24 protein-coding genes are annotated in these 25,211 nt (G+C 65.7%); 15 read left to right on the top strand and 9 right to left on the bottom strand.

What is annotated here, in order from left to right:
• Positions 1-13: 13 nt before the first annotated feature.
• A complete protein-coding gene (gene topA, locus H7A12_08650; GenBank protein MCP5320879.1) occupies positions 14-2,647 on the top strand; it encodes a type I DNA topoisomerase in 2,634 nt (877 codons plus the stop codon).
• 42 nt (positions 2,648-2,689) lie between these two features.
• Positions 2,690-2,941, top strand: coding sequence for a hypothetical protein (locus H7A12_08645; GenBank protein MCP5320878.1), 252 nt, complete (start codon positions 2,690-2,692; stop codon positions 2,939-2,941).
• Positions 2,942-3,037: 96 nt separating this feature from the next.
• On the opposite strand, the gene lexA is transcribed toward H7A12_08645, so the two are convergent.
• Positions 3,038-3,634, bottom strand: coding sequence for a transcriptional repressor LexA (gene lexA / locus H7A12_08640; GenBank protein ID MCP5320877.1), 597 nt, complete (start codon positions 3,632-3,634; stop codon positions 3,038-3,040).
• A gap of 124 nt (positions 3,635-3,758) precedes the next feature.
• The gene (locus H7A12_08635) at positions 3,759-4,082 is read right to left on the bottom strand and encodes a hypothetical protein (protein ID MCP5320876.1); all 324 of its coding nucleotides are present in this window, start codon (positions 4,080-4,082) and stop codon (positions 3,759-3,761) included.
• Positions 4,083-4,190: 108 nt separating this feature from the next.
• Between H7A12_08635 and H7A12_08630 the strand changes: the two genes are divergently transcribed.
• On the top strand, positions 4,191-4,949 hold the full coding sequence (locus H7A12_08630) for an S-methyl-5'-thioinosine phosphorylase (GenBank protein MCP5320875.1): 759 nt from the start codon (positions 4,191-4,193) through the stop codon (positions 4,947-4,949).
• Here the strand turns inward: H7A12_08630 and H7A12_08625 are convergent.
• Together H7A12_08625 and mfd are read right to left on the bottom strand one after the other, a co-directional pair.
• Positions 4,929-5,864 carry a hypothetical protein gene (locus H7A12_08625; protein MCP5320874.1) on the bottom strand — a complete coding sequence of 312 codons (936 nt, stop codon included), beginning with the start codon at positions 5,862-5,864 and terminating at the stop codon, positions 4,929-4,931. The two genes, H7A12_08630 and H7A12_08625, sit on opposite strands and share 21 nt — an antisense overlap.
• Positions 5,861-9,370: a transcription-repair coupling factor gene (gene mfd / locus H7A12_08620; protein MCP5320873.1), complete on the bottom strand. Its 3,510-nt coding sequence runs from the start codon at positions 9,368-9,370 to the stop codon at positions 5,861-5,863. Before mfd ends, H7A12_08625 begins: the two co-directional genes overlap by 4 nt.
• A gap of 152 nt (positions 9,371-9,522) precedes the next feature.
• Here mfd and H7A12_08615 point away from each other — a divergent pair, with 152 nt between their 5' ends.
• The 9 genes from H7A12_08615 (at position 9,523) to nqrM (ending at position 18,317) form a co-directional block, all read left to right on the top strand.
• Positions 9,523-11,019 (top strand): glyceraldehyde-3-phosphate dehydrogenase, encoded by a 1,497-nt coding sequence (locus H7A12_08615; protein ID MCP5320872.1) that lies wholly within the window; start codon positions 9,523-9,525, stop codon positions 11,017-11,019.
• A gap of 67 nt (positions 11,020-11,086) precedes the next feature.
• The gene (locus H7A12_08610; GenBank protein MCP5320871.1) at positions 11,087-12,430 is read left to right on the top strand and encodes a Na(+)-translocating NADH-quinone reductase subunit A; all 1,344 of its coding nucleotides are present in this window, start codon (positions 11,087-11,089) and stop codon (positions 12,428-12,430) included.
• Position 12,431: 1 nt separating this feature from the next.
• Complete coding sequence (locus H7A12_08605) at positions 12,432-13,691, top strand: NADH:ubiquinone reductase (Na(+)-transporting) subunit B (protein MCP5320870.1); 1,260 nt, start codon at positions 12,432-12,434, stop codon at positions 13,689-13,691.
• The gene (locus tag H7A12_08600; protein MCP5320869.1) at positions 13,678-14,493 is read left to right on the top strand and encodes a Na(+)-translocating NADH-quinone reductase subunit C; all 816 of its coding nucleotides are present in this window, start codon (positions 13,678-13,680) and stop codon (positions 14,491-14,493) included. Before H7A12_08605 ends, H7A12_08600 begins: the two co-directional genes overlap by 14 nt.
• Entirely contained in the window at positions 14,493-15,155 is a 663-nt protein-coding gene (locus tag H7A12_08595) for an NADH:ubiquinone reductase (Na(+)-transporting) subunit D (GenBank protein MCP5320868.1), read from the top strand. Before H7A12_08600 ends, H7A12_08595 begins: the two co-directional genes overlap by 1 nt.
• Positions 15,155-15,763, top strand: a complete 609-nt coding sequence (gene nqrE / locus H7A12_08590; protein ID MCP5320867.1) for an NADH:ubiquinone reductase (Na(+)-transporting) subunit E — start codon at positions 15,155-15,157, stop codon at positions 15,761-15,763. The genes H7A12_08595 and nqrE overlap by 1 nt, the downstream gene beginning before the upstream one ends.
• 25 nt (positions 15,764-15,788) lie before the next feature.
• On the top strand, positions 15,789-17,024 hold the full coding sequence (gene nqrF, locus H7A12_08585; protein ID MCP5320866.1) for an NADH:ubiquinone reductase (Na(+)-transporting) subunit F: 1,236 nt from the start codon (positions 15,789-15,791) through the stop codon (positions 17,022-17,024).
• A complete protein-coding gene (locus H7A12_08580) occupies positions 17,011-18,075 on the top strand; it encodes an FAD:protein FMN transferase (GenBank protein MCP5320865.1) in 1,065 nt (354 codons plus the stop codon). Before nqrF ends, H7A12_08580 begins: the two co-directional genes overlap by 14 nt.
• The gene (nqrM, locus tag H7A12_08575) at positions 18,072-18,317 is read left to right on the top strand and encodes a (Na+)-NQR maturation NqrM (protein ID MCP5320864.1); all 246 of its coding nucleotides are present in this window, start codon (positions 18,072-18,074) and stop codon (positions 18,315-18,317) included. Before H7A12_08580 ends, nqrM begins: the two co-directional genes overlap by 4 nt.
• Here the strand turns inward: nqrM and H7A12_08570 are convergent.
• The 4 genes from H7A12_08570 to H7A12_08555 are packed head-to-tail and all read right to left on the bottom strand — an operon-like array spanning position 18,302 to position 21,078.
• Positions 18,302-19,051 carry a glycerophosphodiester phosphodiesterase gene (locus tag H7A12_08570; GenBank protein MCP5320863.1) on the bottom strand — a complete coding sequence of 250 codons (750 nt, stop codon included), beginning with the start codon at positions 19,049-19,051 and terminating at the stop codon, positions 18,302-18,304. The two genes, nqrM and H7A12_08570, sit on opposite strands and share 16 nt — an antisense overlap.
• Positions 19,045-20,160: a 3-deoxy-7-phosphoheptulonate synthase gene (locus tag H7A12_08565; GenBank protein ID MCP5320862.1), complete on the bottom strand. Its 1,116-nt coding sequence runs from the start codon at positions 20,158-20,160 to the stop codon at positions 19,045-19,047. The genes H7A12_08570 and H7A12_08565 overlap by 7 nt, the downstream gene beginning before the upstream one ends.
• 1 nt (position 20,161) lies before the next feature.
• Positions 20,162-20,482: a phosphodiesterase gene (locus H7A12_08560; protein ID MCP5320861.1), complete on the bottom strand. Its 321-nt coding sequence runs from the start codon at positions 20,480-20,482 to the stop codon at positions 20,162-20,164.
• Complete coding sequence (locus H7A12_08555) at positions 20,479-21,078, bottom strand: PilZ domain-containing protein (GenBank protein ID MCP5320860.1); 600 nt, start codon at positions 21,076-21,078, stop codon at positions 20,479-20,481. The genes H7A12_08560 and H7A12_08555 overlap by 4 nt, the downstream gene beginning before the upstream one ends.
• Before the next feature lie 442 nt (positions 21,079-21,520).
• On the opposite strand from H7A12_08555, the gene H7A12_08550 reads away from it, so the two are divergent.
• The 3 genes from H7A12_08550 to H7A12_08540 are packed head-to-tail and all read left to right on the top strand — an operon-like array spanning position 21,521 to position 24,698.
• Complete coding sequence (locus tag H7A12_08550) at positions 21,521-22,762, top strand: lipoprotein-releasing ABC transporter permease subunit (GenBank protein MCP5320859.1); 1,242 nt, start codon at positions 21,521-21,523, stop codon at positions 22,760-22,762.
• Positions 22,755-23,453 (top strand): lipoprotein-releasing ABC transporter ATP-binding protein LolD, encoded by a 699-nt coding sequence (gene lolD, locus H7A12_08545; GenBank protein MCP5320858.1) that lies wholly within the window; start codon positions 22,755-22,757, stop codon positions 23,451-23,453. The genes H7A12_08550 and lolD overlap by 8 nt, the downstream gene beginning before the upstream one ends.
• Positions 23,454-24,698, top strand: a complete 1,245-nt coding sequence (locus tag H7A12_08540; protein MCP5320857.1) for a lipoprotein-releasing ABC transporter permease subunit — start codon at positions 23,454-23,456, stop codon at positions 24,696-24,698. It begins immediately after the preceding gene.
• Here H7A12_08540 and H7A12_08535 read toward each other — a convergent pair.
• Complete coding sequence (locus H7A12_08535) at positions 24,689-25,210, bottom strand: DUF2062 domain-containing protein (protein MCP5320856.1); 522 nt, start codon at positions 25,208-25,210, stop codon at positions 24,689-24,691. The two genes, H7A12_08540 and H7A12_08535, sit on opposite strands and share 10 nt — an antisense overlap.
• Position 25,211: the final 1 nt, after the last annotated feature.

Genomic DNA, 25,211 nt, shown 5'->3' with positions numbered 1-25,211 from the left:
ATCCGACACGATCATGGGCAAGGCGCTGGTCATCGTGGAGTCGCCTGCGAAGGCGAAGACCATCAACAAGTACCTGGGACGCGACTTCGTCGTGAAGTCGAGCATCGGGCATATCCGCGACTTGCCGGTCAGCGGTTCCGCGTCTGCTGCCGACGCCGCGCAGCGTGCGCGCAGCGCCGCGGCCACGCGCAAGATGTCCGAGAAGGAAAAGCTGCAGCACCGCGCAGACAAGGCGCGTGAGCAACTCGTGAAGCGCATGGGCGTCGATCCTGCAGGGGGATGGCGTGCCGATTACCAGATCCTGCCCGGCAAGGAGAAGGTCGTTGCCGAGCTGCGCAAGGCTGCGAGTGCCGCAGACGCGATCTACCTTGCTACCGACCTCGACCGGGAGGGGGAAGCAATCGCGTGGCATCTGCGCGAAGCGATCGGCGGCGACCCGCAGAAGTATCGCCGCGTGGTATTCAACGAAATCACGCGCTCTGCGATCCGGGAAGCCTTCGAGCGTCCTGCGCAGATCGACATCGATCGTGTGAATGCCCAGCAGGCACGACGCTTCCTGGACCGGGTCGTCGGCTACATGCTGTCGCCGCTGCTGTGGGAAAAGGTCGCGCGCGGACTGTCGGCCGGACGGGTGCAATCGGTGGCGGTACGCCTGCTGGTCGATCGCGAGCGCGAGATCCGTGCCTTCGTGCCCGAGGAATACTGGGAGGTTCACGCCGAGACGAGCACCGCTGCCGGTGCCTCGCTGCGTCTCGAGGTGCGGCGCGAAGGTGAGCACAATTTCCGTCCAGGCAATCGTGCGCAGGCCGAGCGGGCGATTGCGGCATTGCAGCAGGCCCGCTACGTGGTCAAGGCGCGCGAGGACAAGCCGGCGCGCACACGCTCCTCGCCACCATTCATCACGTCGACGCTGCAGCAGGCCGCAAGCACCCGTCTCGGGTTCAGCGTGAAGAAGACGATGACGCTGGCGCAGCGGCTCTATGAAGCCGGCTTCATCACGTACATGCGTACCGATTCGACGAACCTCAGTGCCGAGGCAGTCGCCGCGTGCCGTGATTTCATCGTCGGTGAACACGGTCCGCGCTATCTGCCGGAGCGCCCGAACGTGTACGCGAGCAAATCCGGCGCGCAGGAGGCTCACGAGGCAATCCGCCCTTCGGACGTACGGCTCGAACCGGATGCGCTGAGCGGTATGGAGCGCGATGCGGTGCGGCTCTACGAGCTGGTGTGGCGACAGTTCGTCGCCTGCCAGATGGTGCCAGCAGAGTTCCTGGGGACCACGCTCGATGTGGCAGCAGGCGATTTCGAACTGCGTGCGCGCGGACGGATCCTGCGCTTCGATGGTTTCCTGCGCGTGCTGCCGCTCGCGGGGCGCAAGGACGAGGACGTGGAGCTGCCCGACGTCAAGGTCGATGAAGAACTGCGTCTTCTGCAACTGTTGCCGAGCCAGCACTTCACGAAGGCGCCAGCGCGCTATACGGAGGCCACGCTGGTACGCGAACTCGAGAAGCGCGGAATCGGCAGGCCTTCGACCTACGCGTCGATCATCTCGACGATCCAGGAGAGGGGATACGCTCGGGTCGAGAGCCGGCGCTTCTACGCGGAGAAGCTCGGCGACATCGTCACCGACCGCCTGGCGGAGAAGTTCACCAACCTGATGGACTACGGCTTCACTGCCAACATGGAAGAGTTCCTCGACCAGATTGCCTCGGGCGAACGCGACTGGATCAAGGTGCTCGACGATTTCTACGCGGATTTTTCCACTCGCATCGAAGCCGCCAAGGGCGCTGCTGGTGGCATGCGTGGCAACGAGCCGGTCGGGACTTCGATTGCCTGCCCGGCATGCGGTCGTCCGATGCAGATCCGCACCGGCAGCACCGGGGTGTTTCTCGGCTGTTCGGGCTATGCGCTGCCTCCTGCCGAGCGTTGCAAGGAAACGATCAACCTGGTGCACGGCGACGAAGTGGTCCACGACGAGGGGGATGAGGATGAGGAGGCCGAATCGCGCGTACTGCGTACGCGGCATCGCTGCGCGCGCTGCGGCACGGCGATGGACAGTTACCTCGTCGATGCCACGCGCAAGCTGCACGTGTGCGGCAACAATCCGGACTGCCCGGGCTACGAGATCGAGAGCGGGCGTTTCAAGCTGAAGGGCTACGAGGGCCCGGTGATTCCGTGCGACAAGTGCGGAGCGGACATGCAGTTGAAGACGGGACGCTTCGGCAAGTACTTCGGCTGCACCGCGAGCGGCTGCAACAACACGCGCAAGCTGCTGCGCAACGGCCAGGCGGCACCGCCGAGGATGCCGCCGGTCCCGATGCCGCACCTGAGGTGCGCGAAGGTCGACGATTTCTACGTGTTGCGTGACGGTGCTTCGGGACTGTTCCTGGCAGCGAGCCGCTTTCCGAAGAACCGCGAGACACGCGCGCCGCTGGTCGAGGAGCTGCGTTCGGTGCGCGATCAGATCGACCCGAAACACGCCTACCTGCTCGATGCGCCGGCGCGCGACGATGCGGGCAATCCGGTGCAGGTGCGTTACAGCCGCAAGATGCGTCGCCAGTACGTGACGAGCGAGGTCGACGGCAAGCCGACCGGCTGGCGCGCGTACCATCGTGACGGCAAATGGGTCGTCAGCAAGGATGATTGATGCGCTAGACTGTCACCTGGAATGCGGGTGCGGGGAATGCCGTTGACAGCCGTTCTGGAGTTCGTCGAAGTCGCGCAGGGCGAGTTCGTGCTCAGGCAACCGGGCGGCGATGGAGAACCGTTGGTGCATATCCGGTTCTCTGCAGAATCGGCTGCGTATCTGGGCGGAGCCGGCCTGCACGTTGCGAAGGCGATGGTCGAGGCCGGCATGCGTGCCGCAGCGGAACTCTCCGGAGACGAATCGGATTTCGAGTTCGTGGGGCCGCGCGACGACTCCGCCCGAATCCTGCATTGAGGTCTCTGCGGCACAAGCCCCCCGATGCGAAGGCGTTGTCACGCGCCGGTCATGTCAATGCCCGAAGGACTGTTGCGACGGCATCTGAAAACCGGGCTATACGCGCAGGACGCCGACAGCGATGCCTTCGAGTGCGAATTCGCGATTGCTCAGATCGACGCGAATCGGTTCGAAGTCGGGGTTCTCCGGCAGCAGCTCCACCACATGGCGGTCGCGTGTGCGTCGCAGTCGTTTCACGGTGACCTCGTCGTCGATGCGCGCAACGACGATCTGCCCGTCGCGCGCCTCGGCGCTGCGGTGAACGGCGAGCAGGTCGCCGTCGAGGATTCCCGCATCACGCATGCTCATGCCGCAGACGCGCAGGAAGTAGTCGGCTGGCGGAGAAAAGGTGCGAGGCGGAATCTGCAGATGGCGTTCGATATGCTCGGCGGCCAGCAACGGGCTGCCGGCCGCGACGCGACCGACCACCGGAATGCCGCTCTCCCCGCTGAGGCGAATGCCGCGCGAAGCGCCGGCCGTCATTTCGATCGCACCCTTGCGTGCCAGCGCGCGCAGATGCTCCTCGGCGGCATTGGCTGAACGGAAACCAAGCTCGCGTGCAATGTCGGCACGCGTCGGCGGGTAGCCCGTAGCGTCGATGTAGCGTCGTATCAACTCGAGGACCTGGCGTTGACGATCGGTCAACTGGGGCATGGTCGCGTCCTGGCTGCATGAATTCACTGTATGTAAGCACAGTGTGCGGGTGGCTGCAACCGCAAGCGACCTTCATGTCGGCGACCTTCATCTGCGAGCGGGCGCTACGGCATTGCGCCGGCAATCATTCGACCCAGTCGTCCTCGACTCCGATTTCGTCCGGTTCGATCTGGTTCAGCGCGCCGGACCAGTCCTCCGGATGCATGGGTTCGTCCGGATCCTCGGCGTCTTCCTGTGCCAGTTCGAAACCGCTGCGCCAGTCCTCGGGCGGAGCGATTGCAGTGATCGTCAGTTCAGCCCAGGTGTCGAGGTCGTATTCCTCGATTTCGCCGTCGAGGTGCTGGATCTCGACGGTCTGTTCGTCCTCGTCGTACGCGACGACCTCGAAGATGCTGCCTTGTCCGGTATCCTGGTACCAGTTGCCGACGACCGGTTTTATCGTCTTCATGAGAGGCCTCTTCGTTGTTGTCTGCGTGCAGGCCCAACATACCACTTTCGACTATGCTGTCCAGCCTCGCAAAGGCGTGCCTCGTGGCGCGCAGGAGGACGGTCGTACATGCACCGCATTCGCTGCGTCGCATTCATCGGCGGCAGTGCTGCCACGTTGCCCGACGGTTTCGCCGTGTGCGAGTCGCGGATGCAGCATACGCCGTGGGGTGAACCGTCGGCACCTGTACACGCCGGCGCACTGCACGGGATGCCGGCGCTGTATCTCGCGCGTCACGGCGAACCGCACACGATCGCACCGCACCGGATCAACTATCGGGCGAACCTGCGTGCGCTCGCCGATCTGGGTGCAACGCATGTGGTCGCGCTGAACACGGTCGGCGGAATTGCCGCTGCCGCCAGGCCCGGCACGCTGTGGATTCCGCAGCAGATCATCGACTACACCTGGGGTCGCGAAGGCAGCTTCCACGACGGTGTGCTGCTGCCGCTGGATCATGTCGAGTGCAGTGAACCGTTCGATGTCGCCATGCGCGAGTTGCTGCTTGCAGCAGGCAGCGCAGCCGGCGTGTGCATGCAGCCGGGCGGTGTCTATGGCTGTACGCAGGGGCCTCGCCTGGAAACGGCGGCGGAGATCGAACGCCTGCGACGCGACGGTTGTGATCTGGTCGGGATGACCGCCATGCCCGAGGCCGTGCTTGCCCGCGAGCTGGGACTCGGTTATGCGATGCTCGCGATGGTGGTGAACCGTGCGGCGGGATGCTCTGACGAGCCGATCACGATGGAGCGTGTGCGCGAACAGTCTGCGCTGTGCCTGGAGCAGGCAATGCGCGTGCTCGCGCAACTCGCGCTACTGGGCGTCGCCTGCTGAAACGGAGGGCTCCGCCGGTGTGGCTGCTGGGGCAGCAGGGTCGAACGGGACGGCGGTGATCAGTACGCCGAACAACGGATGGTCGATGTAGTGCAGTTGCTCCGGCACGAGCCGGCGAGTCGCCTGCAGCACCACGCTGCGTGCGGCTCGCACAGGCTCCACCGTGATCTCCGGTTCGGGCTCCGGCTCCGGCTCCGGCTCCGGCTCCGGTTCCGATTCCTGCTCCGGCTCTGCGGGCAGTAGCGTTGCTTCTTCGGCGGATGGTTCTTCGCTGGGGATGGTCTGCGGAATCGAGGGCAGTGCGACTCCGGTATGCGCCGCCGTCGTGCCGGTTGCCGCTGTCGTGAAATCGTTCAGCCACAGGTTGAACGATACGTCCGGCACATCGGCATTCCTGATCGTCATGCTGCCTTCGAGCTCGTGATGATCGCCATGCACCGCACCTGCGGTGACGAGCAGGTGCGTGGTTGATCCGTCGGCTGCCGGTTGGCGCCATGCCAGATGGGCCAGCAGGCGGTACTGCGCCGAGGCCGCGATGCGTGCTGCCGCGTCGGCCAGCACCTGCTGCGAGGCATCGAGCTGGCGGAACGCAACCGGTTCACTGCCTGCCGATGGGTCGACCGGTTGCAGTCCGGGTTGCGTTGCCGTTGCCGGGTCGTCCAGCCGGCGCAATGGTTCAGGGTAGGAAAGCGCGGGATCGTCCGCCCAGCGTTCGTTGCCGGCGCTGCTGGTGTCGAGCTGGCGGAAGACGAGCACCTCGATCTGCATCCATGCGGGCAGCGCGACGGCTTCGCTGTGTGCCGGTGCCGACGATGTGATATCCGGGGCGGGTGCAGGCGGTTGCGCGCCTGCTGTCGGGGCGAGTGTCGCGAGCAGCAGGGCGCCGAGCAGTGTCAGGACTCGTCGAGCTATCACCGGGTCGGTCTCCTTGCATGCCTGGCGGCCTGTGCAGCCTGCACCGGCGCGTGCGGGGCAGGGCTGGCGAGGCGCGCCACCAGTCGTTCGACGCAGACGATGCGCGCCTCGGCGTCGGTGGTCTGCTCGTTGAAGCGCAGCCGCGTGCCGCCGTCGAGGCGGTACCGGCGTGGATCGTGCTGCACCAGATCGACGATCGTCAACGGATCGACCCGTGTGCTGCTTCCGAACTCGAGCAGCCCGCCGCTCGCGGTGGCCTCGATGCGCGCGATGCCGAGCGGCTCGGCCATCACGCGCAGACGCGCGATGCGCAGCAAGGTGCGCGTCTGCGGAGGAATCAGGCCGAAGCGGTCGATCATCTCGACTTCCAGGCGGTGCAGCTCTTCCTCGGCGGTCGCCGATCCGATGCGCTTGTACAGGATCAGGCGATTGTGCACGTCGGGAAGGTAGTCGTCGGGAATCAATGCAGGCACGCGCAGGTTGATCTCGAGCGCAGGACGCGCGGCGAGCTCCGGCTCCACGTCGCGCCCAGCGCGCATCGCCGCGACGGCGCGCTCCAGCAAATCCATGTACAGCGAGTAGCCGATCGCCTGGATCTGGCCGCTTTGCTCCTCGCCGAGCAGTTCTCCGGCCCCGCGGATCTCGAGGTCGTGCGTGGCGAGCTGGAACCCGGCGCCGAGCGAATCGGTGGCCGCGATCGCATCGAGTCGCTTCAGCGCATCCGCGGTCATCGCGCGTTCCTCCGGCGTGAGCAGGAATGCGTAGGCCTGGTGGTGCGAGCGCCCCACGCGTCCGCGCAACTGGTGCAACTGCGCGAGTCCGAAGCGGTCGGCCCGCTCGATCACGATCGTGTTCGCGCTCGGGATATCGATGCCGGTCTCGATGATCGTGGTGCAGCACAGCACATCGAAGCGCTTGTGATAGAAATCCGACATCACGCGTTCGAGGTCGCGTTCACGCATCTGTCCGTGGGCGACCGCGACGCGGGCACCGGGGATCAGCCGGGCGATTTCTCCGGCGCGCCGCTCGATCGTCTTGACGTCGTTGTGCAACAGGAATACCTGGCCGCCGCGGCGCAGCTCGCGCTCCAGCGCATCGCGAACCAGCGAATCGTCGTGGCGCTGCACGAAGGTCTTCACGGCGAGCCGGCGTGCCGGCGGCGTGCCGATGATCGAGAGGTCGCGCAGCCCGGCCATCGCCATGTTCAGTGTGCGCGGGATCGGCGTGGCGGTCAGCGTGAGGATGTCGACGCTGGCGCGCAGGGCCTTCAGTTGGTCCTTCTGGCGCACGCCGAAGCGGTGCTCCTCGTCGATCACCAGCAGCCCGAGGTCGTGGTAGCGCAGGTCGGTGCCGAGCAGCGTGTGGGTGCCGATCAGGATGTCGACGCGACCTGCGGCGACGCGTGCAAGCACCTCCTTCTGCTCCTTGGCCGAGCGAAAGCGCGACAGCGATTCGATGGTCACCGGGATGTCTGCGAAGCGGTCGCTGAAAGTATCGAAGTGCTGCTGGGCGAGAAGGGTGGTCGGCACCAGCACCGCGACCTGGCGACCGGCGTGCACGGCGACGAAGGCCGCGCGCATGGCGACTTCCGTCTTGCCGAAACCGACGTCGCCGCACACCAGGCGATCCATCGCGCGTGGTGCGCACAGGTCGGCGATGACTGCCTCGATCGCGGCCTGCTGGTCGGGCGTCTCCTCGAACGGAAATGTGGCGGCGAACGCCTCGTAAGCCGCTGCGGGATGCGGGAATGCGTGGCCGGGACGGGCCTCGCGCCGTGCATGGATCTCGAGCAGCTCGGCGGCCACGTCGCGGATCCTTTCCTGTGCCTTGCGGCGTGCACGAGCCCACTGATCGCTGCCGAGACGGTGCAGCGGTACCGTCTCGCTGTCGATCCCCGTGTAGCGGCTTACCAGCCCGAGAGAGGTCACCGGCACGAACAGCTTCGCCTGCTCGGCGTACTCGATGCAGAGGAACTCGCCGCGCTCGCCTGCCACCTCCAGCGTCTGCAGCCCGAGGTAGCGCCCGACGCCGTGTTCGAGGTGCACCACCGACGCTCCGGGTGCCAGTTCGGAGAGATCGCGAATGGCGCTGTCCCAGCCTTCGGTGCTGCGATTGCGCCGGCGTCGTTGCATCACGCGCCTGCCGAACAGCGCCGATTCGGCAATCAGCAGCCAGGGCGGCTCCGCGAGCCCGAAGCTGTCGGCAAGCGGCGCGATCGTCAGCGCGAGCGGCATCTCGTCGGCGGCAAACTCGTCCCAGCCGGACACGACGGGCGCCTTGATTCCGGCGCGCGTCAGCAGTTCGCCCAGCACTTCACGTCGTCCGGCGGATTCGGCGCAGAACAGCCGTCTCCGATATCCCGCCGTGGCCGTGAGCGCCGCGATGCGTGCGATGGCGTCGCGCTCGCGCCGCTCGTCGGCTGGCGGTGGCTCGCGCGTGCCGAAGTCGTGGGCCCCGGCGCGCTCGGGTGGCGGTGCAGGCCCGAAATCGATGCGTGCGAAGGGTTTCAACCCGGCGAACACCTCGTCCGGGCGCAGGCAGATCTCTGCCGGTGCGAGCAGGGGGCGCGTCACATCGCCGGCCAGGCTGTGGTAGCGCTCCTCGATCGCCTGCCAGGTACGCTCGATCTCCTCGCGCACGCCTTCCTCGACACACACCAGGCTGGCTGCCGGCAGGTAGTCGAACAGCGTTGCACAGGCGTCGAAGAACAGGGGCAGAAAATACTCGATGCCACCGGGAGCGACGCCGCGTATCACGTCCTGGTAATCGGGGCAGTTGCGATGATCGTTGTCGAAGCGCGTGTGCCAGCGGCGGCGAAAATCCTCGATTGCGACGGCATCGAACGGGTGCTCGCGCCCCGGCAGCAGCGCAAGGCGCTCCAAGGGAGCCAGTGAGCGTTGCGAGTCGGGGTCGAAGCTGCGCAGCGTCTCGATCTCGTCGTCGAAGAACTCGATCCGCACCGGGTCATCCTGTCCCATCGGGAACAGATCGACGATCGCTCCGCGGACGGCGAATTCGCCGTGCTCGTACACGTTGTCCCGCAGGTTGTAACCGGCGGCGAGCAGCGTCTCGCGCAGCGCCCCGATAAGCATGCGCTGACCTGGCACCAGCGCCAGCGTCGCGGCGCTGACGTGCGCTACCGGTGCAATGCGCTGCAGCAACGTTGCCACCGGCACGATCAGCAGCACCGGCTCACCGCGCGCCAGGCGTGACAGTGTCCGCAACCGGTCCGAAACCAGGTCCTGATGCGGTGAGAATCGGTCGTAGGGCAGGGTTTCCCAGTCGGGCAGGCGCAGCACCTCACGGGCGTGCGCGCCGAGGAAGAAGCCAGTCTCGTCTGCAATCCGCTCGGCTGCGGCACCGCTCGCGCTGACCACCACCACGGTACCGCTGTGGGCGCGAGCGAGTGCGCCCAGGGCGAGCGCGTCCGCACCGGGGACGAGTCCGCCCCAGCGCAGGCGTTCGCCGGTGCGGGGCAGTGCGGGAAGCGGCAACGATGACGACATGATGATCTGCGACAATCAAACAGAAGGTGGCGCGGGCATTGCGGTTGCGACACCTGCGAGGGCCGCCCATAATACGCCGTCATCAAAGGGGTATAGAAGGCCGGCAACAGGTCGGGGCCCCGTCTTTTGTTTGTACAGAGCGAGGCCTTCGCATGACCACGCGCAAGCGACCCAAACCAGCAGATTATTTCAGCGACTGGAAACAACGCGAGGCGCTCGCCGAAGCGATGATCCCGATCGTCGGCAGGCTCTATCGCGAACGCAGCCTCAAGGTCTTCATCTACGGACGTTCGCTGGTTTCGAAGTCGGTGCTGGAGATCATGAAGATCCACCGCTTCGCGCGCCAGGTGGAGCAGAACGAGTTGTCCGAGTTCGAGACCTGGCCGCTGATCGAAGCGCTCGGCAGGCTGAAACTCGGCGCCGGCCAGGTCGATGTCGGTCATCTCACGATGGCGTACATGGCCGGTCCGCGCGAGACCGGAGTCACGGCCGAAGCGTTCCTGCGCAAGGAACTGTACGGGCTGATCGGCAGTACCGTGAAGCCGCTCGATAGCCCGCGCGACGTCGTGCTGTATGGCTTCGGGCGCATCGGGCGCCTGATGGCACGGTTGCTGATCGAGAAGACCGGTGGTGGCGACGTATTGCGCCTGCGCGCGGTCGTGGTGCGCCGTTCGAGCGACGACGATCTGGTCAAGCGGGCGGCGCTGCTGCGGCGCGATTCGGTCCACGGTTCGTTCAAGGGGACGATTCGCGTCGATGAGGACCGCAATTCGTTCATTGCCAACGGCAACGAGATCAAGCTGATCTACGCCGACGCGCCGGAGAACGTGGATTACACCGCGTACGGCATCAACGACGCGATCGTGATCGACAACACCGGCAAGTGGCGCGACGAAGAGGCGCTGTCACGTCATCTGCAGGCCAAGGGCGTGGCGAAGGTGATCCTGACCGCGCCGGGCAAGGGTGCGCTGAAGAACATCGTCTACGGCGTGAACCACGACCAGATCAGCCCGGAAGACCGCATCATCACGGCTGCATCGTGCACGACGAATGCGATCGTGCCGGCGCTGAAGGCGATGGACGAGCAGTTCGGCGTCGTCTCCGGGCACGTGGAGACCGTCCACGCGTACACCAACGACCAGAACCTGATCGACAACTTCCACAAGAAGAACCGTCGCGGGCGCAGCGCCGCACTGAACATGGTGCTCACCGAAACCGGTGCCGCGAGCGCGGTCGCAAAGGTGTTGCCGTCGATGGCGGGCAAGCTCACCGGCAACGCGATCCGCGTGCCGGTGCCGAACGTCTCGATGGCGATCCTGCATCTCACGCTGGCGCGCCCGACCACGGTCGAGGAAGTCAACGAGTTCATGCGCTGGGCGTCGCTCCATTCACCGCTGAGCCGCCAGATCGACTTCACGGCATCGCCCGAAGTGGTTTCCTCGGACTTCGTCGGCTCGCGTGCCGCGTGCATCCATGACGCCGAGGCGACGATCGTGCACGGCAACAGCGCGATCCTGTATCTGTGGTACGACAACGAGTTCGGTTACGCCTGCCAGGTGTACCGGGTACTCGAGCAGGTTGCCGGCGTGCATTACGCGAGCTATCCGGAGACTGCGAGCGTCGCGTGGCACTGGCCGCGCAACGACTGAGATCCGACCCTTCCGCCCTCGCCGGGATGCGGGGGCTGTTTCCTGATCACGATCTGGCGGGAAAAGCATGATATCGATTCGTCGAGGACTCGATTTGCCTATCAGCGGGCAACCGGAACAGCGCGTGCACGACGGGCCGCGGGTGCGCAGTGTTGCGCTGCTCGGTCCCGATTACCACGGGCTGAAGCCGACCATGGCGGTACAGGTCGGTGATCGCGTCGCCAAGGGGCAGGTGCTGTTCTCGGATCGCAAGACCGAAGGTGTGCACTTCACGGCCCCGGTGGCCGGGACGGTAACGGCGATCAACCGCGGCGTGAAGCGCGTGCTGCTGTCGGTGGTGATCGACGTCGACGGCGATGCGGAGCGCGAGTTCACCCGTTACGAGGCTGCGCGGCTCGGTGCGCTGAGCCGCGAGCAGGTGCGTGACAACCTCACCGCAAGCGGGCTATGGACCGCGCTGCGAACTCGCCCGTACAGCAAGGTGCCCGCGCCGGCCAGTGTGCCGCACGCGATCTTCGTCAGCGTGATCGACACGCATCCCCTGGCGGCCGATCCGCTGGTGGCGCTTGGCGGGCAGGCGCAGGACTTCGGTTACGGCGTGCAGGTGCTGGGGGCGTTGACCGACGGCAAGGTCTATGTGGTCGGCCGTGCAGGAGCTGCCACGCCGCGCGCAGAGGGGCCGCGCGTGGTGCACGAGGAGTTTGCCGGGCCACATCCCGCTGGGCTTGCGGGCACGCACATCCATTTCCTCGATCCGGTGCACGAGCAGAAGACGGTATGGACGATCGGCTGCCAGGACGTCGCAGCAATCGGGCGCCTGTTCACCACGGGTCGACTGAGCAGCGAACGGGTGGTCGCGCTCGCCGGACCGGGAGTGCAGCAGCCGCGACTGCTGCGCACCGTGCTCGGGGCCAGCGCCGACGAGCTGTGTGCAGGCCAATTGTTGCCGGGCGAGCAGCGTATCGTCAGCGGCAGCGTGCTCGGCGGGCGCCGTGCCAGCGGGGCGCTGGCCTTCCTGGGCCGCTACCACACCCAGGTCAGTGTGCTTCCCGAAGGACGCGAACGCCGTTTCATGGGTTGGCTGTCGCCCGGCACCGACCGGCACTCGGTGATGGGGATCTATCTGTCGCGGCTGTTCGGCTCCAGGCGTTTCGCGATGGACACCTCGACCAACGGCAGTCCGCGCGCGATCGTGCCGATCGGAGCCTACGAGAAGGTCATGCCGCTCGACATCCTGGCCACGCCGTTGCTGAAGTCGCTGGTGATCGGCGATGTCGAAACTTCGGCGAAGCTCGGCGCGCTCGAGCTCGACGAGGAGGATCTTGCGCTGTGCAGCTACGTGTGTCCGGGCAAGTACGAATTCGGTCCCATCCTGCGGGACAATCTGACGCGCATCGAAGCGGAGGCCTGAAATGAAAGCGCTGCGACGAATGCTCGACTCCATCGAACCGTATTTCCGCGAGGACGGGCGCTATCACGCGTTCTATCCGCTGTACGAAGCGATCGACACCTTCCTGTTCTCGCCGGGCAGCGTCACGCGCGCGCATGCACACGTGCGCGACGGAATCGATCTCAAGCGGGTCATGATCACGGTCTGGCTGGCCGCGTTCCCGGCGATGTTCTACGGGATGTACAACGTCGGCTACCAGGCCAACATGGCAATGGAGGCCATGGGGATCGCACACAAGGCCGGCTGGCACGGTTGGCTGATCGGGCTGGCCGCCGGTTACGATCCGAACAGCATCTGGGACTGCCTGTGGCAGGGGGCCTGCTATTTCCTGCCGATCTATGCCGTGACCTTCGTCGTCGGGATCGCGTGGGAAATCCTGTTTGCGTCGGTGCGTGGTCATGAGGTCAACGAGGGCTTCTTCGTGACCTCGATCCTGTTCGCGCTGATCCTGCCACCGGATATTCCGCTGTGGCAGGTTGCACTCGGGATCAGCTTCGGCGTCGTGATCGGCAAGGAGGTGTTCGGCGGTACCGGCAAGAACTTCCTGAACCCTGCGCTGGCCGGACGCGCATTCCTGTTCTTTGCCTACCCGGCGCAGATGTCCGGCGACAGCGTGTGGACCGCGTTCGACTGGTCCGCGGTCGAGGTTGCCAGCGGTGCCACCACGCTTGCGGTCGACGGCTTCAGCGGAGCCACGGCGCTCTCGCTGGGAGCAGCCGGTGGCGTCGAGGCGATCACCGCACACATGACGTGGCTGCAGGCCTTCATCGGCCAGAAGGCCGGCAGTATCGGCGAAGTCTCGACGCTGGCGATCCTGATCGGCGCCGTGATCCTGTTGTGGACCGGGATCGCCTCGTGGCGGATCATGCTCGGCGTCACCGTCGGCACGGTTGCGCTCGCGTTGCTCTTCAACGCGGTCGGGTCGGACACCAACCCGATGTTCAGCGTTCCGTTCTACTGGCACTTCGTGCTCGGCGGCTGGGCCTTCGGTACCGTGTTCATGGCAACCGACCCGGTCTCGGCCGCGATGACCGATACCGGCAAGCTTGCATTCGGCATCCTGATCGGTGTGATGGTCATGCTGATCCGCGTGGTGAACCCCGCCTACCCGGAAGGGATGATGCTCGCGATCCTGTTCGCCAACATCTTTGCACCGCTGATCGACAACATCGTGATGCGCGCGAACATCAAGCGGAGGCTGGCACGCCATGTCAACGGCTAAGAAGGAAACCATCGGCGGAACCCTGCTGGTCGCTTTCGTGCTGTGCATCATCTGTTCGGTGATCGTCGCGGGTTCTGCGGTCTCGCTGAAGCCGGTGCAGACGGCAAACAAGCAGCTCGACCGCAAGAAGAACATCCTGTCGGCGGCGGGCATGCTGCCCGCCGGCGTTGCCGGCGCTGCGGAGATCGATGCGCTGTTCGAGCGTTTCCAGGTGCGCATGGTCGATCTCGACAGCGGCAAGTACCTCGACGAGCAGGAGATCGCCGCACGCCCCGAGCTCGACCCGCAGCGCTACGACCAGATCAAAGCCGCCAAGGACACGAAGCTCTCCGAGGCGCTGCCGGCCGACGAGGACATCGCGAGCATCAAGCGCCGCGAGAATTTCGCCCAGGTCTACCTGCTCGAGGAGGACGGGCAACTGAAGAAGATCGTGTTGCCGATCCGCGGCTACGGCCTGTGGAGCACGCTGTACGGCTTCCTGGTGCTCGAGGGCGATGCGAGCACGGTGGTCGGGCTCGGCTATTACGATCAGAAGGAAACCCCGGGCCTCGGCGGCGAGGTGGACAACCCGAAATGGAAGGCGCTGTGGCCGGGCAAGCAGGTCTACGACGGGAACGGGCAGGTCGATATCTCGGTGGTCAAGGGCACGGTCGATACCTCTGCTCCCGACGCGCTGCACAAGGTCGATGGTCTCTCGGGCGCCACGCTGACCAGCCAGGGCGTGCAGAACATGCTGCATTTCTGGCTCGGTGAGCACGGTTTCGGTCCGTATCTGGGCAGGATTCGCGGAGGGCAGGCCTGATGTCGAAGCTGAAGGAAATTCTGGTAACGCCGGTCTTCAACAACAACCCGATCGCGGTGCAGATCCTCGGGATCTGCTCGGCGCTCGCGGTGACTTCCAGCCTGAAGACGGCATTCGTGATGTCGATCGCGCTGACGCTGGTCACTGCGTTCTCCAACCTGCTGATCTCGTTGCTGCGCAACCACACGCCGTCGAGCATCCGCATGATCGTGCAGATGATCGTGATTTCCTCGCTGGTGATCGTGGTCGACCAGATCCTGCAGGCAGTGGCCTACTCGATCTCGAAGCAGTTGTCGGTATTCGTCGGCCTGATCATCACCAACTGTATCGTGATGGGGCGTGCCGAAGCGTTCGCGATGCAGAATCCGCCGATCCCGAGCTTCGTCGACGGCATCGGTAATGGCCTTGGCTACAGCGCGATGCTGATGGCAGTGGGCACGGTGCGCGAGTTGCTCGGCAGCGGGTCGCTGTTCGGGGTTCCGGTGCTGCAGACGGTCAACAACGGCGGCTGGTACCAGGCCAACGGTCTGCTGCTGCTGCCGCCGAGTGCGTTCTTCATCATCGGCATGTTCATCTGGCTGTTGCGTACCTGGAAGAGGCACCAGGTCGAGGCGCCCGCGTACCGTATCGCCCCGCAGACCCGGGCACAGGAGATTGCGTGATGGAACACTATCTGGCCTTGCTGATCCGCTCCGTGTTCATCGAGAACATGGCACTCGCGTTCTTCCTCGGCATGTGCAGCTTCATCGCAATCTCGAAGAAGGTCGAAACCGCGTTCCAGCTCGGCGTCGCGGTGGTGGTGGTGCAGGCGATCACCGTGCCGGCGAACAACCTGATCTTCCATTACCTGCTGCGTGAAGGCGCGCTGGCATGGGCAGGCTTCCCGGAACTGGATCTGAGCTTTCTCGGGTTCCTGAGCTACATCGGCGTGATCGCGGCGATCGTGCAGATCCTCGAGATGTTCCTCGACCGCTACATGCCCGCGCTGTACCAGGCACTCGGGGTGTTCCTGCCGCTGATCACGGTGAACTGCGTGATCATGGCCGGCTCGCTGTTCATGGTCGAGCGCGATTACATGTTCGGCGAAAGTGTGGTCTACGGTTTCGGTTCGGGGCTCGGCTGGGCGCTGGCGATCACCGCGCTGGCGGGAGTGCGTGAGAAGCTGAAGTACAGCGACGTGCCAGAAGGACTCCAGGGGCTCGGCATCACGTTCATCACGGTGGGCCTGATGTCGCTCGGGTTCATGTCGTTCGGCGGTATTTCGCTCTGAAGCCAGCAAACCGGGAACATCGATGATGGTAGACATGGGAACGATTCTGTGGGGCGTGGGAATGTTCACGGCCATCGTGATGGCACTGGCCGTGCTCATCCTGCTGGCACGCTCGAAGCTGGTGAGCACCGACGACATCACGATCGAAATCAACGACGATCCCTCGCGCGCAGTGACCGTCGAGGCCGGCGGCAAGCTGCTGCAGACGCTCGCCAACTCCGGGATCTTCCTGTCTTCGGCCTGCGGCGGCGGCGGAACCTGTGGCCAGTGCCGTTGCCAGGTGGTCGATGGGGGAGGAAGCTTCCTGCCGGTCGAGGCCGATCACCTCACGCGCGGGCAGTTGCGCGACAGCTGGCGTCTGGCCTGCCAGGTCGCGGTCAGGCAGAACCTGAAGATCCACGTCGAGCCCGAATTCTTCGGCGTGAAGCAGTGGGACTGCGAGGTGGTATCGAACGACAACGTCGCGACGTTCATCAAGGAGCTGGTGCTGAAGCTGCCGGAAGGCGAGAGCGTCGATTTCCGCGCCGGTGGTTATGTGCAGCTCGAGGCGCCTGCGCACACGGCGCACTACCGGGACTTCGCGATTGCCCCGGAATACCGTGGCGACTGGGAGCGCTTCAAGTTCTTCGACCTGAGCTCGACGGTAGAGGAAACCGTGGTCCGTGCCTATTCGATGGCGAACTACCCGGACGAGAAGGGTCTGCTCAAGTTCAACATCCGCATCGCCACGCCACCCCCGGGCTCGAAGGGAATTGCCCCCGGCAAGATGTCGTCGTACGTGTTCAACCTGAAGCCCGGTGACAGGATGCGCGTGTTCGGTCCGTTCGGCGAATTCTTCGCGAAGGACACGCAGGCCGAGATGGTGTTCATCGGCGGAGGTGCCGGCATGGCGCCGATGCGTTCGCACATCTTCGACCAGATGAAGCGTCTGCACAGCAAGCGCAAGATCTCCTTCTGGTACGGCGCGCGCAGCCTGCGCGAGATGTTCTATGTCGAGGATTTCGACGGGCTCGCCGCGAGCAATCCGAACTTCAGCTGGCACGTCGCGCTGTCCGATCCGCAACCCGAGGACGACTGGACCGGGCTGAAGGGCTTCATCCACCAGGTGCTCTACGACGAGTACCTGAAGGATCACCCGGCGCCGGAGGATTGCGAGTACTACATGTGCGGGCCGCCGATGATGAACGCGGCCGTGATCAGGATGCTGGAGGATCTCGGTGTCGAGCGCGACAACATCCTGCTGGACGATTTCGGCGGCTGAGCGCCGCCGGCGTCGATCGTATCGAACGGGAGCAGCCTGGCTGCTCCCGTTCATTTTTCTGCTGCACGCCTGTACCCCCGATCCCGAGGTGTGGCGCTTCGAAGGTCCGGTCATGGGGACCACCTTCCATGTAACCGTCGTGGCCCCGCCCGCCCCGCTCGATCGCCATGCAGTGGCCGACGGGGTTGCGGCTGCACTTGGCGAAGTCGACCGCCAGATGTCGACCTACCGGGCCGATTCGGAACTGTCGCGCTTCAACCGCGCGCCACCCGGGGAGTGGGTGCCGGTGTCGGGCGCAACCGCCGAAGTGGTTGCGAAGGCGCTCGAGGTGCATGCGCTGAGCGACGGGGCCTTCGACGTCACGGTCGGACCGTTGGTCGACTTGTGGGGGTTCGGCGCCGGTTCCCGGGGAGAGCTGCGCGTGCCGAGCGACGAGGAACTCGCGACTGCTGCCCGCAACATCGGCTCGAAGGAGCTCGGCGTCCGACTCGACGAGCCGGCGCTGATCAAGTACGCCGAACGCCGCATCGATCTGTCTGCAATCGCGAAGGGCTATGGGGTCGATCGTGCGGCGCTGTGGCTGCAGGGGCAAGGCGTCACGGACTACCTGGTCGAGGTGGGCGGCGAGGTGCGCACGGCGGGCCATAACCCGCAAGGCCAGGCGTGGCGCATAGGCATCGAGACGCCGGCGCTGGAGCATGGTGCGCCGATCGCGGCAGTGGCGCTGCGAAACGGGTCGGTGGCGACCTCGGGTGACTACCGCAACTATTTCGAGATCGACGGCAAGCGCTACTCGCATACCATCGACCCGGCGACGGCACGGCCGATCACGCACGGACTGGCGTCGGTGACGGTGATCGCGAACGACTGCATGAGTGCCGATGCGTTCGCGACGGCCATCGACGTGCTCGGTCCGGACAAGGGGCTGGCGCTGGCCGAACGGCAGCACCTGGCCGTGTACCTCGTGGTACGCTCGAACGGTGGCTTCACGGCGCGGCACAGCACGGCGTTCGAGGCCTATGTCGATCACGATGCCGGAGAGCGCAGATGAGCACGATCCTGTTCTCGGTCGGATTCTTCCTGCTGATGGCACTGGCGATGGCGATCGGCGTGATGGCTGGACGCAAGCCGATCAAGGGCAGTTGCGGTGGCATCGGTGCGATGAGCGGGGCCGACTGTCCTGTTTGCGGTGGCGACAGCAGCAAATGCGACAGCAAGGACAGCAGCAAGGAGGAGGGCAGGCGCTCCGGGCCGGCTGCGGCGTATTACGACGCGACTCACGAAGAGCGCTGAACCGACGCTTCCGTCAAGGCACGCACGAACGCGGCGATCCGTGCCGGGTAGTCGGTCACGACGCTGTCCACGCCGAGCTGGTACAACTGGCGCACACGCGCTTCGTCGTTGACCGTCCACGCCGACACCTGCATGCCGAGTGCGTGCGCCGCACGCAGGCGTTTTTCCACGCAGAGTTTCCAGTGCAGGACCAGCAGCCCGGCGCCCAGCGCCTGCGCCAGCCCGAGCGGTTCGGGTCGGCTGCGGTCGCTGACCAGCCCGATCGGGACTTGCGGTGCGTTGTCACGCAGGGCAAGCAGCAACTCGCGGTCGAAGGAGGTCACGGTGGCGCGCTGCTGGAGGTCGAAGTCGCGAAACAGCGCGACCAGGCGGTCCACCATCCGGGTACGCTCGGGCGCTGCAACCGGCTTGATCTCGAGCTGCAGGTGTTCGAGTTCCGGGAATTCCTCCAGCACGCGAGCGATGGTCGGCACCGGTTGCGGGTCCGGCCAGTCGGGTCCGCCGTGACGCGCATCGAGGCGCATCAATTCCGCGACCGACAGGTGTTCGACGAGCCCGCGTGCGCCGGTCGTGCGGCTCAGACTCTCGTCGTGGATCACCACCAGTTCACCGTCGCGCGACAGGCGCAGATCGAGTTCCACGCGGGTGACGCCGACATCGATCGCGCGCCGGAAGCCCGCCAGGGTGTTCTCCGGGGCTTCACCGCGTGCGCCGCGGTGGCCGTAGATCAGCATGCAGGCGCTGCCCAGAGCCGCTGGCGGCGCAGGTAGGTTTCACGGCACAACGCCACGTCGTCGAGGAAACGCGGCAGTTCCTCGAGCAACAGGGCCTGCGGACCGTCGACCAGCGCCTGGTGCGGCTGCGGGTGGAAATCGACCAGCACCAGGTTGGCTCCCGCGACCACGCCCTGCGCGGTGGCGTGCACCACGTCGAGGATGTGGTCCGGCGCTGCCTCGCGCGAGCCGACCGAGTGCGAGGGGTCGATGCAGACCGGCATGCGCGTCAGCCGCTTCACCACCGGGACGTGGGCGAAATCGACCATGTTGCGATGCGGTGCCCCGGCTTCGGTCTTCATGCCGCGCAGGCAGAAGATCACCCGGGTGTTGCCTTCGGTCGCCAGGTATTCCGCCGCGTTCAGCGATTCGTTCAGCGAGATGCCGAAGCCGCGCTTCAGCAGCGCCGGGTAGGTGTGCTGGCGTCCGATCGCTTTCAGCAGCTCGAAGTTCTGGGTATTGCGGGTGCCAATCTGCAGCATCACGCCGGTTGGTCGTCCGAGCCTCTCGAGGGTGTTGTCGATTTCCTCGATATGGCTCTCGTGCGTGACTTCCATCGCGATCACGCGGATGCCGTACTTGCCCGCGAGTTCGAACACCCACGGCAGGCAGGCGGCACCGTGACCCTGGAACGAGTACGGGTTCGTGCGCGGCTTGTAGGCTCCCATGCGCGTGCACACCTGCCCGCGGTCACGCAGTGCGCGCAGCATCGTCTCCACGTTGGCGGGGTTGTCGACCGCGCACAGCCCGGCCATCACGTTCAGGTTGTCCTGGGAGAAGGTCACGCCGTTGTAATCGAAGCCGGCCAGACGCCTTTCGTCCTTGTGGCGCCCGAGCACCCGGTACTCCTCCGAAATGCGCAGCACGCGTTCGACCGCCGGCAGGGCCGCGATCTCGTCACGGTCGAGTGCGACGGTATCGCCGAGCAGATAGACTTCGGTCAGGCGCTGCTGCTGCCCCTGCACGACGTGCGTGCGCACCTCGATGTTCGGCAGCGCGCGCAGGTATTCGTGCGTCTTGCGGTATTCCTCGCCGGATTCATCGATATTCGGGTGCAGGATCAGCAACATCTCAGGGGTTCCCGGGCGGAGTGGTCTGCGGTGGATCCTGGCGGCGCTGGAACACGACCGCACGGACCACGTGCTGGTATTCGAAATAGACGGCGAAATCGTGGTAGTCCCAGCGCGTGATCGGTGGCTGGCCAACCGGGTCGTGCCGGAGTTCCGGTTCACCCCAGTCGGTGCGTACCCGCTCCATCGACGTGCCGCGCGGCGGCAGCGTGGATGCTTCGATATGCCCCTGGCTGCCGATCGGGATCCGCAGTTCGTCTGCATGCGCGCCGAATGCGCACAGCGCCAGCAACAGCGGCAGAAGCCGCACCTTCGCGGTCATGGAAAGCGCTCCCGACCCTGCGGGTCCACCGAGCCGCCGCGACTGCGACGCTTCTGCGACATCTGTACCTGCATCACGTGGCGCGCGAGGATCTGGCGGTCGGCGTCCTGCAGGCTCTCGAAGCGTACCGATACGTTGCGCTCCTCGTTGCCGACCGCCACCACGCTGCCGTAGACCGCGAGCCCGACACGGTTCGGCAGCAGCGTGAGGCGGATCGCCAGTACGGTTCCGGGCGGAGGAGGCGGGTCGGCATGGAACAGGATGCCGCCCTCGCTGAGCGAGACCGTCTGTTCGCTGCCGCCGGCGACGCCCGGCGTCAGCGAGACCAGGTGGCGCGCGAGCAGGTCGAGCTTGCGGTTCAGGTGCCCGAGGTAGGCCTCGACGTTGCGATCCTTTTCGCCGATTGCGTGCAGCATATGGCTGGATTCATGATCCAGCCGCCGCAGCTCACGCAGCAAGCCGAACACTTCACTGTCGGGGAAGTGGCTGTCTGCGGACAGCCCCAGCGGTACACGTGCGCCGACGGCGTGCTGGCTGATCACGACCGGGCAGTCGATGCGGTAGAAATCGCGCTGGTTGCTCGTGGAGCTGTGCATGACGGCGGTTGCTGCATCGCCTCGACGAGAACGTGACCGGCGCAGTATACGGCGTCGTGCCACCAGCCGTGTAGGTCGGCATTCATGCCGACAGGAAGGTCGGATTGAAATCCGACCTGCATCGACGGGGATGTCGGATTGAAATCCGACCTGCATCGACGGGGATGCCGGATTGAAATCCGACCTGCATCGACGGGGATGTCGGATTGAAATCCGACCTACATCGATGGGGATGTCGGATTGAAATCCGACCTACATCGACGGGGATGTCGGATTGAAATCCGACCCACATCGACGGGGATGCCGGATTGAAATCCGACCCACATCGACGGGGATGCCGGATTGAAACCCGACCCACACGTAGGTCGGCATTCATGCCGACGGATGTTCGCAGGTCGGCGTGGCATTCATGCCGACAGCGCATCTGTGCTTAAATGCCGCGATGTTTCGTCCCCTCCCGCTCTTTATCGGCTTGCGCTACGTGCGCGCGCGGCGACGCACGCGCTTCATCTCCGTGGTCTCGGCGGTGGCACTCGGTGGCTTTGCGCTCGGCGTGATGGCGCTGGTCGTCGTGCTGTCGGTGATGAACGGCTTCGACCGCGAGCTGCACCTGCGCATCCTCTCGCTGGTGCCGCACGTGCTGGTGCACGCGACGCAGCCGTTGCAGGACTGGGAGCAACTTGCCCGCACGCTCGAAGACGACCCCGATGTCAGCGCCGCCGCGCCGTTCATCGGTGGTACCGCGATGCTGAGCACGCCGGGCGTGGTGCGCGGCGTGGAGCTGAGCGGAATCCGGCCAGAACGCGATGCGAAGGTCTCGCCGGTCGGGCGCTACATGCGCGAGGGGGAGCTGGCGGCACTGCGTCCGGGGCGCTTCGGCATCGTGATCGGCAATCTGTTGGCGCGCTCGCTCGGGGTGCGCACCGGTGACAGCCTGACGGTGCTGCTGCCCGAACTCAACGTGACACCGGCCGGTGCGTATCCGCGCATGCGCCGCTTCGAGGTGGTCGGTATCTTCGCGGCAGGCGCCCAGGTCGATGCTTCCAGCGCGCTGATCCATCTCGACGATGCGGCACGTCTTTATCGCACCGGCGGTGGAGTACAGGGTATCCGCCTTGCGCTGGTCGATCCCGAACGTGCGCCCGAGGTGCGCCAGCGCATCGCCGCCCGGCTTGGTCCGGACTTCGACGTGCAGGACTGGAGCGTTTCGCAAGGCAGCCTGTTCAGCGCCGTGCGCATGGAGAAGCGCATGGTGACGCTGCTGCTGATGGTCATCGTCGCGGTCGCCGCATTCAATATCGTGTCGATCCTCACAATGGTCGTGGCCGAGAAGCGCGCTGCGATCGCGGTGCTGCGCACGATGGGTGCCTCGCCAGGGCAGGTGATGGCGGTGTTCGGTGTGCAGGGCTCGTTGATCGGCGTGGCGGGTCTGGTCGCAGGGCTCGCCGTGGGTGTGCCGCTTGCCTGGTACATCGGTTCCGTCACGGCAGCGATCGAGCAATTGTTCGGCTTTCGTCTGTTCGACCCGACCGTCTACTTCATCAGCTACATCCCTTCGCACGTACAGGCCGGTGATGTGCTGCTGATCACGGCATGTGGCCTGTGCCTCGCGGTACTTGCCACGCTCTACCCGGCGCGCCGTGCAGCGCGGATCGGTCCTGCAGAGGCGCTGCGTTATGAATGATGCCGAGAACAGTCCGTCGGTGCTCGAATGCCGGGGGCTCGGCAAATCCTACCGTGAGGGCCCGCGTCTGCTGCGCGTGCTGGATGGTGTCGATCTGCTGGTGCGCCGTGGCGAGCGGGTTGCGATCGTCGGGCAGTCGGGTTCTGGCAAGAGCACGCTGCTGAACATGCTCGGCGGGCTCGACCTGCCGGATGCGGGCGAGGTGCGGGTCGACGGGCGCGTGATCAGCGCGCTCAGCGAGCGTGAGCGGGGAACGCTGCGCAACCGGGCGCTAGGCTTCGTCTACCAGTTCCACCACCTGCTCGGCGAGTTCGACGCGCTCGAGAACGTGGCAATGCCGTTGCTGATCCGCGGCGACGCACCGGTGAAGGCCGCCGCACTGGCGGGCGAGCTGCTCGCGCGCGTCGGGCTGGCGGAACGCCTGCAGCACAAGCCGGGCGAATTGTCGGGTGGCGAGCGCCAGCGCGTCGCGATCGCACGCGCGCTGGTGACCACGCCGCGCTGCGTACTGATGGATGAACCGACCGGTAACCTCGACCAGGCGACCGCGGGCGAGATCCACGCGCTGATGGACGAACTCAACCGCGATCTGGGTACCAGCTTCGTGATCGTGACGCACGACCCACAGCTTGCGGGGCGCATGGACCGCGTGCTGACGCTGGCGCAAGGCCGCCTGCACGAGGGGCGTTGAATGGGTGCCGCGTGGCGTTTGGCGTTGCGGATCGGTCTGCGCTATGCGGGCAGTTCGCACCGCGGTGCGCTGGTCGCGTTCATTTCCCGCGTCTCCACGACCGGACTGGTGCTCGGCGTGGCCTTGCTGATCGTGGTGCTGTCGGTGATGAACGGTTTCGATCGCGAGCTGCGCGAGCGCATCCTGTCGCTGGTGCCGCACGTGTCGCTGCAGCCGCTGACACCACTGACCGACTGGCAGGGCCTGGCTGCGGCGGTCGAGGCCCATCCGGACGTGGTCGCAGCGGCTCCGTACGTCGATCTGCAGGCGCTGCTGATGTACCGCGGACGTGTGATGCCGGTGCTGCTGCACGGCGCCGATCCGGGCGCGGAGGCGCGTATCTCGACGATCGGTTCGTATTTGCAGTCGGGCAGTCTGCAAGCGCTGGATGGTTCGACCGACCGGGTGATCGTCAGTGAATCGCAGGCGCAACGGCTCGGGATCGCCGTGGGCGACAGCCTGCTGCTGCTGGTGCCGGATACGAATGCGCAGGGACAGGTGGTGCCGCGTACCAGTCGGGTCCTGCTGGCCGGGATCTATCGCACCGGTACCGAGGTCGACAACCTGCTGGCGCTGACCGGACTGCACACGGCGATGCGCCTGCGCGGTACGCCGGAGACGGTACAGGGCATCCGCTTCCAGGTGCGGGATCTGTTCGCCGCGCCGCGCGTGCAGCACGAGGTGGTGCAGGGGCTGGGCATCGAGGTGTACGCACTCGACTGGACGCGCACCCACGGCAACCTCTACGAGGCGATCCGCCTGTCGCGCAACATGGTCGGCATCCTGTTGTTCCTGATCATCGCAGTCGCGGTGTTCAACGTCGTCTCGACGCTGTTCCTGATCGTGAAGGACAAGGAAGGCGACATCGCGATCCTGCGCACGCTCGGCGCGAGTCCGGCCGCGATCATGGGGGTGTTCGTCGTCCAGGGCACCTTGATCGGCCTGACTGGTGCCGTGATCGGTGGGTTCGCCGGTGTGCTGCTCTCGCTCGGGGTCACCGATGCGGTTGCGTTGCTCGAGCGCGTGCTTGGCGTGCAGTTCCTGAAGGCCGAGGTCTATCCGGTGAGCTATCTGCCGTCTGCGCTGGCGTGGCGGGACGTGGCCCAGGTCTGCGGTGTGGCGCTCGCGATGAGTTTCGTCGCCACACTCTATCCCTCGTGGCGCGCCGCGCGTATGCAGCCTGCCGAGGTGTTGCGCTACGAGTGAGCGCGACGGCGTTGGCGCGCGCGCCATTGCGCCTGCACCGTGATGCGCCATGCGAGCCGGGTCAGCGCCCAGCACGCCGTGGCGAGCGTGATGCCGCTGATGACGCTGCCGAGCAGCAGCGGTTGCCAGATCGCAGACAGTTCGGCTGCAATCGTATCCGCGTCGAAATGCGCCAGCGTCAGGCCAACCGGCTGGCCGAGCAGCTTCGTTCCCAGCAGGTATTCGACATACAGGATCGGCGGTAGCGTCAGCGGGTTGGAGATCCACACCGTGAGCACGGCCAGCGTGAGGTTGCAGCGCAGGCGCAGTGCTGCCGCTGCCGCGATCAGCATGTGCATCGGCAGCGGTTGCAGCCCGACAAACACGCCGACGGCTATGGCCAGCGAAACCGGGCGGCGGCTGAGATGGAACAGCCCCGGGTCATCCAGCAGTGCGGCGAGCGGGCGCAGACTGCGTCGCGCGACCAGGTGCTGCGGCTGCGGCAGGATGCGACGCAACATCCGGCGTGGCATG

Source organism: Pseudomonadales bacterium (genome assembly GCA_024234165.1).
Classification (GTDB): Bacteria; Pseudomonadota; Gammaproteobacteria; order Pseudomonadales; family UBA5518; genus UBA5518.
Note: the sequence above shows the minus strand (reverse complement) of the source record. Positions and strands in the feature narration are given on the sequence as shown.

Coding starts and splice junctions, on each gene's coding strand:
- topA (MCP5320879.1), top strand. CDS start 14: ATGGGCAAGGCGCTGGTCATCGTGGAGTCGCCTGCGAAGGCGAAGACC.
- lexA (MCP5320877.1), bottom strand. CDS start 3,634: ATGCCCCAGTTGACCGATCGTCAACGCCAGGTCCTCGAGTTGATACGA.
- H7A12_08635 (MCP5320876.1), bottom strand. CDS start 4,082: ATGAAGACGATAAAACCGGTCGTCGGCAACTGGTACCAGGATACCGGA.
- H7A12_08630 (MCP5320875.1), top strand. CDS start 4,191: ATGCACCGCATTCGCTGCGTCGCATTCATCGGCGGCAGTGCTGCCACG.
- mfd (MCP5320873.1), bottom strand. CDS start 9,370: ATGTCGTCATCGTTGCCGCTTCCCGCACTGCCCCGCACCGGCGAACGC.
- H7A12_08615 (MCP5320872.1), top strand. CDS start 9,523: ATGACCACGCGCAAGCGACCCAAACCAGCAGATTATTTCAGCGACTGG.
- H7A12_08610 (MCP5320871.1), top strand. CDS start 11,087: ATGATATCGATTCGTCGAGGACTCGATTTGCCTATCAGCGGGCAACCG.
- H7A12_08605 (MCP5320870.1), top strand. CDS start 12,432: ATGAAAGCGCTGCGACGAATGCTCGACTCCATCGAACCGTATTTCCGC.
- H7A12_08600 (MCP5320869.1), top strand. CDS start 13,678: ATGTCAACGGCTAAGAAGGAAACCATCGGCGGAACCCTGCTGGTCGCT.
- H7A12_08595 (MCP5320868.1), top strand. CDS start 14,493: ATGTCGAAGCTGAAGGAAATTCTGGTAACGCCGGTCTTCAACAACAAC.
- nqrE (MCP5320867.1), top strand. CDS start 15,155: ATGGAACACTATCTGGCCTTGCTGATCCGCTCCGTGTTCATCGAGAAC.
- nqrF (MCP5320866.1), top strand. CDS start 15,789: ATGGTAGACATGGGAACGATTCTGTGGGGCGTGGGAATGTTCACGGCC.
- nqrM (MCP5320864.1), top strand. CDS start 18,072: ATGAGCACGATCCTGTTCTCGGTCGGATTCTTCCTGCTGATGGCACTG.
- H7A12_08570 (MCP5320863.1), bottom strand. CDS start 19,051: ATGCTGATCTACGGCCACCGCGGCGCACGCGGTGAAGCCCCGGAGAAC.
- H7A12_08565 (MCP5320862.1), bottom strand. CDS start 20,160: ATGTTGCTGATCCTGCACCCGAATATCGATGAATCCGGCGAGGAATAC.
- H7A12_08560 (MCP5320861.1), bottom strand. CDS start 20,482: ATGACCGCGAAGGTGCGGCTTCTGCCGCTGTTGCTGGCGCTGTGCGCA.
- H7A12_08555 (MCP5320860.1), bottom strand. CDS start 21,078: ATGCACAGCTCCACGAGCAACCAGCGCGATTTCTACCGCATCGACTGC.
- H7A12_08550 (MCP5320859.1), top strand. CDS start 21,521: ATGTTTCGTCCCCTCCCGCTCTTTATCGGCTTGCGCTACGTGCGCGCG.
- lolD (MCP5320858.1), top strand. CDS start 22,755: ATGAATGATGCCGAGAACAGTCCGTCGGTGCTCGAATGCCGGGGGCTC.
- H7A12_08540 (MCP5320857.1), top strand. CDS start 23,454: ATGGGTGCCGCGTGGCGTTTGGCGTTGCGGATCGGTCTGCGCTATGCG.
- H7A12_08535 (MCP5320856.1), bottom strand. CDS start 25,210: ATGCCACGCCGGATGTTGCGTCGCATCCTGCCGCAGCCGCAGCACCTG.